Raw genomic sequence first — 13,497 nt, 5'->3', positions numbered from 1 at the left:
GCTTGCGTATTAGCGATTGTTATTCCCTTTTGCCTTGTAGTCCGACTGCTCAAGTATTTTTATTTTATCCCTGCCATCCACAACATATTCTACTTTAAACTTACTGATGTCCGTTATGCTTCCTTTGCAAATTAACAAAGCAGCTTCAGCCCCAATAGCGACCCCTTTTTCTGCTTCGCTATCGCTAATAGTGATATTGAAAGGCTTTGCATCCGCCCTAGGCAGCACAATCCCTGAATTACCTAATTTAGTTTTCTTAAAGGGATAAATATGATATTCCGAGCTTAAGAGTTCTACTTGAAATTTCGAAAGGTCGAACTTTTCTGAAGCATTTCTCTCCAACCGGGTGACATATCCATCCTTGATTATCAAAGCAGCATTTTCAATTACCTCGCCATTCCCCAAATGCACTGTTGCGCCCAAAAGGAGTCTTCCTTCACTCTCCGCGGTATAAGAAGGCATCTTAGTATCTACACAGCTACTGCTCATGACAATCAATGCTACTAAAACAAAGATTTTTGAGGTATGAGTGCGCATTATCTTATTTCGTTTATGTTGTTCTCCACCTACCCCCTCCTGTTAAAATCAGAGCTAAGTAGCTGAAAATCTTTTTCTTATTACGAAATTAAGAAATTTTCTCTATAATCAAATTGTGGTTTGTATATATACAGATGTCAGCAGCTATTTTAAGGCTCTCTTCAACAATTTCATAGCTGTTTAGATCCTTGGCATGAGTTTTCAGCGCCTGAGCAGCAGCTTGAGCATACATACTCCCAGAACCTATAGCCGCAATACCGTTATCTGGCTCCAGAACATCACCTGTCCCAGATAAGATGAGAATATCATCCTTATCGGCTACAATCAGCATGGACTCAAGTTTTCTTAAGTAACGATCGGTACGCCAATCTTTCGCCAATTCAATTGCGGCCCTCTTCATATTGCCCCCGTAAGCACTTAATTTTTCATCAAACCTTTCCAATAAGGTGAAAGCATCGGCAGTTGACCCGGCAAAGCCCGTCACTATCTTACCATTCTGAAGCTTTCTGATCTTCTTTACATTACTCTTAGCTACGGTATTTCCCATCGTAGCTTGCCCGTCAGCCCCAATTGAAATTGAACCATTATGTTTTACCGCTAATACGGTGGTTGATCTAATTTTGGTCATGTTCATTCTAAATAAAAAGTCCCGTATGAGAACGGGACTTTGACTTAATAAGTTTCTAAACCAGCAACCTTACTGGGTCTTCTAATAAAGATTTAAAGGTTTGTAAAAAGGCAGAGCCAACTGCGCCATCAACAACCCTGTGGTCGCATGACATTGTTACTTTCATGATGTTCCCAATAACCAACTGATCATCTTTAACGATTGCCGTTTGCTTGATTCCACCAACAGCCATAATACAGGCATCTGGCGGATTGATTATGGCAGTAAATTCTTCAATACCAAACATCCCTAAATTAGAAATGGTAAAGGTATTTCCTTCCCATTCAGCAGGCTGCAATTCTTTATTCTTTGCCTTAGCACCTAGTTGTTTCACTTCAGCCGCAATGTGCGAAAGTGGCTTATTATCAGCAAACCTCACTACAGGCACTAACAAACCATCTTCAACAGCAACTGCTACTCCAATATGGATATGGTGGTTGATTCTGATCTTATCTCCCAACCAAGATGAATTCACCTGAGGGTGTTTTCTTAAAGCTGCTGCTGCTGCTTTAATTACCATATCATTAAATGAAATCTTCACTGGAGAAACCTCATTCATGCTCACCCTTGCTTCAATGGCCTTGTCCATATTGATTTCCATGGTAAGGTAGAAGTGAGGAGCAGTAAATTTACTTTCAGCCAAACGCTTCGCGATTGTTTTTCGCATTTGAGACACTTTAAATTCTTCAAAGCTCTCTTCTCCTACAATCTTAGGTAGCTCCACAGCTGGTGCTGATGTTGGTTTACCAGCAGCTGGTTTAGCTTGCTCAGTAGTTTTAGCAGGAACAAACTCCTCAACGTCTCTTTTTATAATTCTTCCGCCATCTCCAGAACCTTTCACTTCAGCAATATTGATTCCTTTTTCTTCTGCCAAACGCTTGGCCAAAGGAGACGCTTTAATTCTTCCGTTATTATTTGTTTCAGCGGGTGCCGAAACTTCTTCTTTCTTAGATGCGGCAACCTCCTGCTTTGGAGCGGCTTCGGTTGTTTCTTCCTTGGTCGGTTCAGATGTGTCTCCAGATTGACCTTCAGCTTTCAAAAGCGTCTCATAGTCAGCGCCCTTTTCACCAACAACAGCCAAAACACCATTTACAGCTACAGACTCTCCTTCTTTGGCGCCAAGGTATAATACAGTTCCGTCATTATATGACTCGTATTCCATGGTCGCTTTATCGGTTTCGATTTCAGCCATCAGTTCACCTGATTCTACTGTATCCCCCACCTTTTTATGCCAAGCCGAAATAACCCCTTCTTCCATGGTGTCGCTCATTTTTGGCATTCTCACCACTTCCGCTTTTATGTTACTCGTATCAATCGCTTCAGTTTTTTTCTCTTCCACTGGTTTTTCTTCTTTAATTTCGGAGCCATTTTCACTTGACTCATTCAGAAGTGCCTTATAATCCTCTCCCTTTTCTCCTACAATGGCTAAAATACCATTGATTTGAACAGCCTCACCTTCTTCAGCGCCAAGGTATAATACGGTTCCTTCATTATATGATTCGTAGTCCATGGTCGCTTTATCGGTCTCGATTTCAGCCATTAACTCACCTGATTCTACTTTATCACCTATTTTTTTATGCCAAACAGCGATCACCCCTTCTTCCATGGTGTCGCTCATTTTCGGCATCCTAACGATTTCTGCCATATGATTTGTGAAAAATTGAGCCCAAAAATAGTTTTAAACAACCGATATTCAAATTATTGAATGACCTATTGCCCTAAGCTTTTGTTATCATTTTATAATCGGCTAATCTTCAAGGCACTACTTCACCAACTTAGACCAGTATGTAATGGCTCGAAGTATTAGTATTTATGAACCTGATCGCTTAAATTTCTAAAAAGTTTAATATGCCATCCAGCTATTCGATTGCCAGTTCTGCTAAAGTTATTGAAGAGTATTTCAATGTAGAAGTCACTGGGCAGTATGCACAAAAATATAATGCTTCACCCACTAAATTACTTCCTGTAATCACAGCAGAAAGCCCAGATGGACTTTCATTTTTCTATTGGGGAATCAATCCTGCATTTGTCAAAAAAAATAGCATTAGTGAAAAATTAATATTTGCTCCAGTAGATCAGATATTAAACAAAGCCAGTCTGAGGAAAAATCTAAAATCTCAGCGCTGTGTAATTATTGCTGATGGTTTTTACGCGTGGAAGCATATATCAAAGAAAGAGAAAGTGCCTTACCGTTTTCATTTGGTTGACAATAGCCCTTTTGGTATTGCTGGACTGTGGGATGAGTTTGAAGATGAAAATGGAGTATCTATTCATACTTTCATGATGATTACGACAAAGGCCAATTCAGATGTGGAAGACATTTCAAACGAAATGCCCGCCATACTCAATAGTGATTTGATGACAGATTGGCTGAACGAGTCCAATACGGAAGAGAGCATAATTAACTTCATTACCCCCTATCGTGAAAAGGCGTTAGACCGCTACTCAATCACTCCAAAAATAAACAATCCAGAATTTGATGGCCCAGAACTTTTCAAGAAAGCCCCCCCAGCCAATCAATTCGGGAGTTTCACCTTGTTTGGTTAAAAAACGGAAAGTAAAGTTACCGAATTACTTGAATGTTCTCAAGGTCAATTCTTGATATCTCTCTCAATTGATTGGTTTGGAAAGCATAATCCAATTCATGGGCTGGGAAGTCACTATCGATGGTGTAATTGATATAATCTTGAAACAGTACCCCGTTCACCTCTCTTCGATTGTATGCTTCACGGAACCTCACCCCTCCACCATTAATATAGTAGCTATAGGCCAAGTAATCGATCGTATGTGTATTTTGGTTTACCCAATACACAAATATATTTTCAAAATTTTTCCCCCCTCCATTCTTACCATAAGTTACTTCTACCTTATAATAAGATTCATCTTTTATTTTAATAGAGGGCATAAGGTGTTTACTCATTGCCTCACGGTTAGTCCCATATGGCAACAAAGCAAAATAGACTACGGACCTAGTATCACCTGCTAATACATTTGAGAGTGAATCTTCTATCACCTTAACCTCTTTCTGGTTAACTCTTCTTATATAGGTATTAGAAGTTAATATATCTTCTAATTCATTTCCATTTTCATGGGAAATACGTTTGTATACATCTCCTTTATCAGAGATTCTGGCATTGTAATGATTACCTCGGAAATCAAATTGAATTTCAAGCGCCTCACTCGATTTGTATCCGTGTTTTTGAATGGCCGAATTCAATATCTGTTGGGCTGTTGGTTCATTCACCGAACAACTCGAAGAAGCCATTACCCACGCCAGCGCCAAAAATACGCTTGGATTAATTCTTATCATTTTACACAATTCAATTCTTCCGTAAGCCATTACGCTATTGCCTCCAATTGGTTACTTCCATTACTTGGGTGGCCGAATAAATTCCTTTGAACTGAGTAGGACAACAAATGCTATGATGAGTGGCCTTATTCCGCTTTAAAGAAGGAAGCTTTCAGAAACAATATAGAACTATCGGATATTTCTTTACTTTGTATCCATAAATAACATTGCCATGAAGAGTTCCCGAATTGTTGGTTTAGGTCATTACGTACCAAAAAACATTGTTACAAATAAAGACCTCGAAAAAATAATCGACACCAATAATGAATGGATCATAGAACGAACGGGCATTGAAGAGCGAAGGTGGTTCGACCCAGAAACAGATACAGTATCCAATATGGCCACTAAAGCTGCAAAAATGGCGCTTGAAAGAGCTCAAACCGATGTCAGTGAAGTGGACTTCATTGTATTCGCTACTATTACTCCTGATTATTTTTTCCCAGGATCGGGTGTGTTGATGCAAAGAGAACTTGGACTTCAAGGCATCGGTGCGCTAGATATCAGAAACGCATGTAGCGGGTTTATCTATGCACTCTCTGTTGCCGACCAATTTATTAAAACTCGAATGTACAAAACCATTTTAGTGGTTGGGGCCGAAATTCAATCTTCAGCAATTGACAAATCTACAGCAGGAAGGTCAAGTGCTGTCATTTTCGCAGATGGAGCTGGAGCAGCTGTACTAAAAGCATCTGAACCAACTGAAGGCGGAATACTATCTACTCATCTTCATGCCGATGGTGATTTTGCGGAGGAACTATACGTTAAAGACCCTGGTAGCAGTAGAACGATTAGGCTTTCAACCGAATTAATAGAAGGACCTACTTTTCATCTCACCATGAACGGAAACGCAGTATTCAAACATGCTGTGGTTCGTTTTAGTGAGGTAATCGCAGAAGCTTTGGCTGCAAACAATCTACAACCAGAAGACATTGACCTTTTGGTGCCGCATCAGGCTAACTTAAGGATCAGTAACTACGTACAGAAGCAGCTAAATATGCCTGATGAGAAAGTGTTTAATAACATTATGCATTATGGAAATACAACAGCTGCCTCAATTCCAATTGCCTTAAGTGAGGCTTGGGAGCAGGGTAAGATTAAAGAAGGAGACTTGATCTGCTTGGCCGCATTCGGAAGTGGCTTCACATGGGCTTCAGCGCTAATCCGTTGGTAGGACGGGTAAATTGTTATATTTTCATCGCCTTTTTTTCAGCAACAATTACATTCCAGTATTTTGAACCAAATACACCTTTAACTGTTAACTGATTAGCCTAAGAGCATCCAATATGAGGGTAATTTAAGCATTGCTATTACCTAATTAAATTAATGCTTTAGAATGTTTATTGAAAGACATCAAATAGCACAATGATTTGGGCTTTATTGGCGTAATATTTGAGAAGGAAGATCCGAATCATTTTTTATGAAACTCAATTGCATGCAATCCGATATACGTTCTATGCGCTTTCATCAATTAATACTTTCTAGCCTTTTCTTCATTACTCTAAGTTTTTCGGGCATTGCCCAAGAGGAAGGCTATGAACTTATATTCCCTTCCGATGATCCATCCTTGACGAAAGAAGGTAAAACAAAAGAAGGTAAGCGCGATGGTCTTTGGACAATGTATAATTCTGATAGTAGCTTTCTTCAGAGAGGATACTATGTTGAAGGAAAAAAAGCTGGTATTTGGATGATCTTTCTTGACCGACAAGAAAGGGCCAGACTCAAATATGATAACGGCTCCTTAAATGGGGCCTATGTACTTTTCAACGAAGAAGGGAAATCGACAGTCATCACAAACTACTCAAAGGGAAAGCTTAATGGCACATGGTCTTCCTACTATGGCTCAGGGAAGACCTATGAAAAAGGTGACTTTGAGGAAGGACTAAAAACGGGCACATGGAATAGCTACTACGACAACGGTGTACTTCAGATTAGAAGTCAATATAAAAAAGGGAAGCTTGATGGCTCATTTGAGCAGTACGACCCTTATGGCTCATTAATGATTGACACCAACTATAAAGACGGTTATCTTAATGGTAATTGGGTTAAATATGATGGCACTGTCGTGATAGAAAAAGGTCAATTTGTTTATGGCGAAAGAAATGGAGAATGGCTCTATTATGAATTCAGTGAGTTATCTCCCTCAATTAAGGAATATTATGATAATGGTAAGAAAGTTGGCACCTGGACAACCTACCATGATTCAGGAAGAAAGGCCAGCGAGATCACTTACGCTGACGATAAACCCGTGGGCATATCAAAGGAGTGGTATCCAAGTGGCCAAGTTGCCAGTGAAAGTCGATATCGCCTTGGATTTATAGACAGCACTTTTATCGCTTATTATGATAATAAAGTAATTGCCGAAACTGGAGAATTCAATTTAGGCCTTAAAGAAGGCGTTTGGAAATACTACCATGAGAACGGCATGATTTCAGAATTCGGCAGCTACAAAAGTGACCAAAGAGTTGGAAACTGGAAAAGCTTTAGTCCGACAGGCAAACTCACCTCCGAGGGCGATTACCGATTAGGCAAACAACAAGGACAATGGTTTACTTACCACGAAGGTGGAAACCTTTCCTCAATAGGAAGTTATTTGGGTGGTGAAAAGGATGGATTATGGGGATACTTCCATGAAGATGGCTCACCAATGTTAGAAGAAACTTATGAGAAAGGTAAACTTATTAAAGTATCTGAATTCACTGACGATGATGGCGACAAACACAGTTCTGGATCATTGATAAATGGAGAAGGCAAAAAAACCAGTTATTATCCTGATGGCACTAAATTTTCCGAGGGGCCTTACAAAAAAGGCCTCCCTAATGGGGACTGGATATTCTTTGACGAAAAGGGTCGAAAATTAAGTGTTGGTGAATTAATCAATGGCATTAAAGAAGGTGGTTGGAGTATCTATGCGAAAAATGGGAAACTTATCAGAATAGAAATGTATGAAAATGGAGAACTGATTGATGAAGTAGGTCGCTAAACATTCTCATTCAATTACTGTTACTTTAGTCATGGGATTATTTTCGAGAAAAACAGAAAAGGAGAAGCTTCAGGCAAAGTATAAAAAACTAATCGATGAAGCTTATAAGTTATCACACACCAACCGAAGAGCCAGCGATCTAAAAACCGCAGAAGCGGATGCTATTTTAAAGCAAATTGATACCTTAAAATAACCTTTTTTAAAGCCAGTGAGATTGCTTCAATTAATTAATCTCGCCACTTTTTTCTTAATACTTATACTACCCTTCCAAAGATTAAGGTTTATACTTACTAAAACCTTTTCCTAATTCGTATATCTTTGCTCTATGCACCATTTGACAATACTCTCTTACATCGTTTGGGACCCTATGAAAGAAATCATCAGGGGAATACAACCGCCAGTTTGGTACAGTGTACTTTTTGCGCTTGGATTTATTATAGGCTACCAAATCATGGTCTATATTTTTAAGAAAGAAGGTAAAGACCCACTGAATGTAGATACGCTTACTGTGTACATGGTATTGGCTACTATCATTGGAGCACGCCTAGGCCATTTGCTATTTTACGAACCCGATCGCTTTTTCGCAGACCCTCTAATGTTCTTTAGGACTTGGGAAGGCGGTTTGGCCAGTCACGGGGCGGTTCCTTTAATCTTACTCGCCCTTTTCTTATACAGAAATTATTTTATTACTGCAGGTGGCTTTCCTCCACTCAAGTTCAAAAAACAGAAAAAGGTAGGTCAAAGTTATCTCTGGATTGTCGATCGAATAGTAATTACTATAGCCTTAGCGGCAGTTTTCATCCGCATGGGTAATTTTGTGAATTCCGAAATTGTTGGAAAACCTACTGATAGCGACTACGGTGTTGTATTTGGGCGTGTAGCAGAAATGTATTTTGAAGATGGCATCAACGGTGTTGATCGTGCCGAAGCTTCTAAAGGGTTAAGCACAGAAAAACTTGCTGCAGGTATTGTGCCAGTAGATATTTACGTGACTTTTGAAGGAACAAGCAGCACTGAACAACAAATAAGGGCGAAATTAGAAAGAGAATTCAAACCCATGCTTACACGCTACCCAGTAAACGAGCATTACCAAGAACCCCTTGGAAAACCCTTGAATTATGAGTTAACACCGAATGGTAGGCAATGGGCAGCCACTATCCATACCTATGGAATTGTGAGGCATCCAGCCCAGCTTTATGAAGCTGCCACTTCCCTCATCTTATTCTTAATTCTCCTAGGCCTTTGGTTCAGATACAAAGAAAAGACACCTGAAGGGTTACTGTTCGGAACCTTCCTGATTTGGCAATTTGGCTTTCGTTTCTTCCATGAAATCTTCAAAGAAAATCAAGTGGCGTTTGAAGAAGGAATGACCTACAATATGGGCCAAATCTTGAGCATTCCTTTAGTGCTTATCGGATGCTTTGTTTTAATCCGCTCCGTAGTAATCGGTAAGGAAAAGGAGTGATCGGAATAACCTTGAAAAAGAGTTTGAAGGGGATAGCTATCTTAACTTTCCTATGTGTCCTCAGCCTACGCGGCTTTGGACAAAACACTCTATTTACAGACAGCCTGAGCGCTGGCTATATCAAAATAGGTAAAACCTATATTACAGGGAACAAAAAAACCAAAGCCGAAATCATTCTCAGAGAGCTCGATTTTATAGAAGGTGACAAAGTTGATATTCAAGAATTTAACCAGTCGATTGTTCTAAGTCAGCAAAAGTTAATTAACACTCGCTTGTTCATTACGGTAGAAGTCGTTCCACTTTTTACTTCCGACACTGAAGTGGATATATTAATTCGATTACAAGAACGCTGGTACATTTTCCCCCTTCCCATCTTTAAATTAGCCGATCGAAATTTCACTGAATGGTGGGTTAATCAAAAACGCGATTTCTCAAGGGTTAACTATGGGATTCAACTTTATCATTTTAACCTAACAGGACGAAATGACAAACTCATCTTTAGAACCCAGTTTGGTTTCACAAAGCAGTACGAATTACAATATCAACGACCATATATCAATAAGGCTCAAACCTTAGGACTTACATTAAGAACTAGCTTCGCGAATAACAAAACAGTAGCCACCAATACCGATGGACACAGACTCGAATTTGAACAATCGGACGATATTAACCGAAGAATTTTCTCTTCGAGTGGAACGCTCACTTATCGCCCTTCATTTTATAGTCGACACTCAATTGACGCGGGTTTCAGCCGAGCAAGTGTCAGCGAACTCATTACTGATGCAAATTCAGAATACTTTCAAAATGGAGAAGCATTACAGAAGTATTTCAGGCTAAGCTATGTTTACTCATGGGATAACCGAGATTACTTCGCTTACCCACTATCTGGCAATTTATTTAGAGGGGAAGTCAGTAATTATGGTTTGGGTATTTTTAATGACCTGAACATGTTCTCACTACGTGGCTCCACGAGTAACTTCTTTGACTTGGGTGGTAAGCTATACTTGGCCAATAGCCTTGAAGGGTATTATAATTTCAGTGACGAAATTCCTTACATGCTACGCTCTGGCTTTGGTTATCGTCCAGATTTCATTCGTGGCTATGAACGTTATGTGGTTGAAAGTAATGCATTCGTATCGAACCGAAGTGAGTTCAAATACAAATTTATTTCAGGTATTCAAGTGTTAAGTAGAAGAAGTCTGATTGATCAATTTAGAACTATGCCTTATGCTTTTTACTTTAAGGCATTCGTAGATATGGGTTATACTGGAGACCCTATTCGTTCTACCACCAACAATTTCTACAATAGAGAATTAATGCTTAGTGCAGGCCTTGGGTTAGACATTGTCACTTACTATGACTTTGTAGTGCGTTTTGAATTTAGTGTAAACCGACAGAAGCAAACCGGGTTCTTCGTCAATTTTAGATCAGCCCTTTAAGAGTATAAAGCACAGGGCTAGACTGTTTTAAATAGTAAAAAAATATTTTAGGATTAATTCAAAATATTGTATTTTCAATTTGTGAAAATTATTTATGCTATTTTAATCATATTCTATCTTTCGCTCAAAGTTTCCGCCCAGCAAGCCAGTCGAGCCCCCATTGGGCCACGAGCGCTTAGTATGGGTGGTGTGTCTTCAGTATTTCATGATAGTTGGTCTATATTCAATAATCCAGCTGGCGTTACGGACATAAAACAACTGACCGCCCTTCTTGCCTACAAAACCATTTTCGACTTTATTCCTTTTAATACAGTTTCGGCCGGTGTTGCAATGCCCACAGGCATAGGTAGTTTTAGCTTTTCAGTTTTTAGATTTGGTGATGATGTTTTCAATAGTCAAATGGCAAGCCTTTCAATTGCCCAAAAGACCGGTATTATTAGACTGGGACTTAAACTGAACTACCTACAATATAATATAGAAGGTTTTGGAAGCAAGAGCACTTTGCTTTCCGACATTGGAGTAGTGGCGGACCTCACTCCCCAGCTTAGATTTGGAGCGCACATCTATAACTTTACCCAGTCTTCAATTTCAGCCGATAACAGAGAGAAAGTACCCACAGTAATAAGTCTAGGGATGGCTTATAGCCCTAAAGAGGATATAGTTCTAGCAATTGAAGGCGAAAAAGATATTGATCTTGAACCAGACTTAAAGTTAGGTTTAGAATATCAAGCAATAGAAAAAGTAAAAGTCAGAACTGGTTTTTCTACCTTAACCAACACTCATTCTTTTGGTGGAGGTTTGCAGCTCAATCGCTTCGGTTTGGATTATGGAATTCGAATTGACAGAAAATTAGGACACACGCACAACTTCGGATTAACCTTCCAAATCAATGAGTAATGAAATGTGCGCGGTTACTCATAGTGACGATTACAGCTTTACTCCTTTGTGAAGAAAAGCTACTAGCACAAAAAGAAGAACAGTTTGACCTAGAGTCATTTATTGAAGACCTTTTCAACCTTCAAGCCGAAGACATTAATTATGAGGACCTCTATGAGTCTCTTTTCACGCTCTATCAAAATCCGCTAAACCTCAACACCGCCAACACATATGCGCTTCAAAGTTTATATATTCTTTCTAGCACACAGATTCAAAACTTGCAGAACTACATTGAGCAAAAAGGAAAGCTAATTACACTCTATGAACTTCAGGTAATTGAGGGTTTTGATTACACCACTATTGAACACTTAAAGCCCTTTGTTTCCGTAAACTCCAAGGATGCATTGACGGACGAAAGGCCCCTATTGCAAAGAATTCTAGAAGAACGGAACAACTATTTTATTTCTCGTTACGAACGAATTTTGAACCAGAAAAAGGGCAATAGCCCAAAGAAATCACCAGACGACTCACGTTATGCAGGAACTGCCAACAAATTCTACCTTCGTTATAGAGTTTCCAAGCCAAATGATTTCAGTATTGGCTTCACTACAGAAAAAGATGCTGGCGAACAGTTTCATTGGAATCCAAAAAGCAAAACCTATTTCAACGATTTTTGGTCCGCTCATTTCATGCTCGAAAATCAGGGCAAATGGCAAAAGCTCATTATTGGAGATTATCAATTGCAATTTGGGCAAGGCTTACTCTTTGGGGCTGGCTTTGGCGTAGGTAAGGGTTCCGAAACCGTGAACACAGCCAATAGAGTAACCCTAGGCATTAAACCTTATACTTCGGTACTAGAAGGTGGCTTTTTAAGAGGTGTTGCCGCAAGTTATTCATTGCACAAGAAGCTCACTGCTACCACATTTGCCTCTCATTTAAATCAGGATGCAAATATTCAGACAGGTGCGAATGATGAAGGTTTTGTGTCCTATACCTCTTCCTTGCAGCTTACAGGAATGCACCGTACACCAACGGAACTGGCCAATAAAAAGCAGGTGGCAGAAACTATTATCGGAATGAATCTCAACTTTAGACCAAATGACCAAACCGAATTAGGTTCTATAGTTAATGCTCATCACTTTTCTGTCCCAATTCTCAGGAGCAATCAACCTTACAATAAGTTTGAATTTAGAGGCCAATCCAATTTTAACATGGGTATATACGGAAAATATCAATGGCAACATTTCTTACTTTTTGGAGAAAGCGCGGTTTCCAAAAGTGGTGGTTTGGGTGCTGTTGGAGGTTTTACAACCCGCTTAACCCCGCGTGTAGAATTCGCCATGGTGCTTCGCTCCTATCAAATGAATTTTCATACTTTCCGGGGCACTTCCTTTGCTGAAGGAAGTCGTAACATCAATGAAAAGGGAGTCTATTGGGGCCTCAAGTACACCCTGAATAGAAAATTCTACCTTACGGCTTACTATGACACTTATCATTTTCCTTGGTTACGGTTTGGAGTTGATACGCCTTCCAACGGACATGATTATTTATTCCGACTGAACTACAATCCAGGTAGCCGTATAAAGTTATACGGTCAGTTTAGAAGAGAGCTAAAAGACACCAATGTCAGCATCGAAACCTCAAATAACAACATCGTTGTACCAGGCCGTAAAGATCAATATCTCATTAACTGGGAATATGCTTCTGGCATTCGGTTTAATTTCAAATCGAGGGTACAATTCAGCGAATATCATTTGATAGATGAAAAAACCAAAGGTTATGCTTTTATTCAAGATGCCGTTTATAAAAATGGTGATTGGGTCTTCAGTAGTCGAATGGCACTATTCGACACAGAGGGGAGTCAAAACAAACAATATGCTTATGAACGCGATGTGCTCTATGCCTTTTCTATTCCAGCATACAGTGGTAAAGGAATTCGAAACTACCTATTAATACAGTATAAGGTATTTCGTGAAATGGACCTTTGGGCAAGAATAGCCAAAACAACTTATTATGACCGTGATGAAATTGGGACAGGACTTGAAACCATTTCAGGAAATAAACGCACAGAATTAAAATTTCAAGTGCGTTATAAATTGAATTGAGCCTGCCTGAACTCAGACTATGGCGGTAAATATTATCACTCAATTCTCCAACCCTCCGTGTATCTAAACCATTAAATCC

12 protein-coding genes are annotated in these 13,497 nt (G+C 39.5%); 8 read left to right on the top strand and 4 right to left on the bottom strand.

The window, feature by feature from the left end:
* Nucleotides 1–9: 9 nt before the first annotated feature.
* The 3 genes from AWN68_RS03975 to AWN68_RS03965 all read right to left on the bottom strand — a co-directional run bounded on the left by AWN68_RS03975 (nt 10) and on the right by AWN68_RS03965 (nt 2,849).
* Nucleotides 10–537, bottom strand: a complete 528-nt coding sequence (locus tag AWN68_RS03975; protein ID WP_157716074.1) for a hypothetical protein — start codon at nt 535–537, stop codon at nt 10–12.
* An 88-nt stretch (nt 538–625) separates the two neighbouring features.
* Entirely contained in the window at nt 626–1,165 is a 540-nt protein-coding gene (hslV, locus tag AWN68_RS03970) for an ATP-dependent protease subunit HslV (RefSeq protein ID WP_068412215.1), read from the bottom strand.
* Between the two features lie 55 nt (nt 1,166–1,220).
* Complete coding sequence (locus tag AWN68_RS03965) at nt 1,221–2,849, bottom strand: pyruvate dehydrogenase complex dihydrolipoamide acetyltransferase (RefSeq protein ID WP_068411764.1); 1,629 nt, start codon at nt 2,847–2,849, stop codon at nt 1,221–1,223.
* A 203-nt stretch (nt 2,850–3,052) separates the two neighbouring features.
* On the opposite strand from AWN68_RS03965, the gene AWN68_RS03960 reads away from it, so the two are divergent.
* A complete protein-coding gene (locus tag AWN68_RS03960) occupies nt 3,053–3,751 on the top strand; it encodes an SOS response-associated peptidase (RefSeq protein ID WP_068411761.1) in 699 nt (232 codons plus the stop codon).
* Between the two features lie 16 nt (nt 3,752–3,767).
* Here the strand turns inward: AWN68_RS03960 and AWN68_RS03955 are convergent, their stop codons facing one another.
* Nucleotides 3,768–4,514 (bottom strand): DUF6503 family protein, encoded by a 747-nt coding sequence (locus tag AWN68_RS03955; RefSeq protein ID WP_157716073.1) that lies wholly within the window; start codon nt 4,512–4,514, stop codon nt 3,768–3,770.
* 211 nt (nt 4,515–4,725) lie between these two features.
* Between AWN68_RS03955 and AWN68_RS03950 the strand changes: the two genes are divergently transcribed.
* The 7 genes from AWN68_RS03950 to AWN68_RS03925 all read left to right on the top strand — a co-directional run bounded on the left by AWN68_RS03950 (nt 4,726) and on the right by AWN68_RS03925 (nt 13,418).
* A complete protein-coding gene (locus AWN68_RS03950; RefSeq protein ID WP_068411755.1) occupies nt 4,726–5,724 on the top strand; it encodes a 3-oxoacyl-ACP synthase III family protein in 999 nt (332 codons plus the stop codon).
* A 261-nt stretch (nt 5,725–5,985) separates the two neighbouring features.
* Entirely contained in the window at nt 5,986–7,533 is a 1,548-nt protein-coding gene (locus tag AWN68_RS03945; RefSeq protein ID WP_172796029.1) for a toxin-antitoxin system YwqK family antitoxin, read from the top strand.
* 31 nt (nt 7,534–7,564) lie between these two features.
* Complete coding sequence (locus AWN68_RS18950; protein WP_157716071.1) at nt 7,565–7,726, top strand: Lacal_2735 family protein; 162 nt, start codon at nt 7,565–7,567, stop codon at nt 7,724–7,726.
* Nucleotides 7,727–7,858: 132 nt separating this feature from the next.
* Nucleotides 7,859–8,998: a prolipoprotein diacylglyceryl transferase gene (locus AWN68_RS03940; RefSeq protein ID WP_084362757.1), complete on the top strand. Its 1,140-nt coding sequence runs from the start codon at nt 7,859–7,861 to the stop codon at nt 8,996–8,998.
* A gap of 11 nt (nt 8,999–9,009) precedes the next feature.
* On the top strand, nt 9,010–10,437 hold the full coding sequence (locus tag AWN68_RS03935; protein ID WP_172796028.1) for a BamA/TamA family outer membrane protein: 1,428 nt from the start codon (nt 9,010–9,012) through the stop codon (nt 10,435–10,437).
* An 81-nt stretch (nt 10,438–10,518) separates the two neighbouring features.
* Nucleotides 10,519–11,334: a PorV/PorQ family protein gene (locus AWN68_RS03930; RefSeq protein WP_157716070.1), complete on the top strand. Its 816-nt coding sequence runs from the start codon at nt 10,519–10,521 to the stop codon at nt 11,332–11,334.
* Nucleotides 11,334–13,418, top strand: coding sequence for a ComEA family DNA-binding protein (locus AWN68_RS03925; RefSeq protein WP_068411745.1), 2,085 nt, complete (start codon nt 11,334–11,336; stop codon nt 13,416–13,418). Before AWN68_RS03930 ends, AWN68_RS03925 begins: the two co-directional genes overlap by 1 nt.
* Nucleotides 13,419–13,497: the final 79 nt, after the last annotated feature.

This window comes from Roseivirga echinicomitans, assembly GCF_001592935.1.
Lineage (GTDB): Bacteria > Bacteroidota > Bacteroidia > Cytophagales > Cyclobacteriaceae > Roseivirga > Roseivirga echinicomitans.
The sequence above is the reverse complement of the archived record's forward strand: the minus strand, read 5'-3'. Positions and strand labels throughout refer to the sequence as shown.

Excerpts from the sequence above, each read along its gene's own strand:
- AWN68_RS03975 (WP_157716074.1), bottom strand. The coding sequence starts at position 537 with ATGCGCACTCATACCTCAAAAATCTTTGTTTTAGTAGCATTGATTGTC.
- hslV (WP_068412215.1), bottom strand. The coding sequence starts at position 1,165 with ATGACCAAAATTAGATCAACCACCGTATTAGCGGTAAAACATAATGGT.
- AWN68_RS03965 (WP_068411764.1), bottom strand. The coding sequence starts at position 2,849 with ATGGCAGAAATCGTTAGGATGCCGAAAATGAGCGACACCATGGAAGAA.
- AWN68_RS03960 (WP_068411761.1), top strand. The coding sequence starts at position 3,053 with ATGCCATCCAGCTATTCGATTGCCAGTTCTGCTAAAGTTATTGAAGAG.
- AWN68_RS03955 (WP_157716073.1), bottom strand. The coding sequence starts at position 4,514 with ATGATAAGAATTAATCCAAGCGTATTTTTGGCGCTGGCGTGGGTAATG.
- AWN68_RS03950 (WP_068411755.1), top strand. The coding sequence starts at position 4,726 with ATGAAGAGTTCCCGAATTGTTGGTTTAGGTCATTACGTACCAAAAAAC.
- AWN68_RS03945 (WP_172796029.1), top strand. The coding sequence starts at position 5,986 with ATGCAATCCGATATACGTTCTATGCGCTTTCATCAATTAATACTTTCT.
- AWN68_RS18950 (WP_157716071.1), top strand. The coding sequence starts at position 7,565 with ATGGGATTATTTTCGAGAAAAACAGAAAAGGAGAAGCTTCAGGCAAAG.
- AWN68_RS03940 (WP_084362757.1), top strand. The coding sequence starts at position 7,859 with ATGCACCATTTGACAATACTCTCTTACATCGTTTGGGACCCTATGAAA.
- AWN68_RS03925 (WP_068411745.1), top strand. The coding sequence starts at position 11,334 with ATGAAATGTGCGCGGTTACTCATAGTGACGATTACAGCTTTACTCCTT.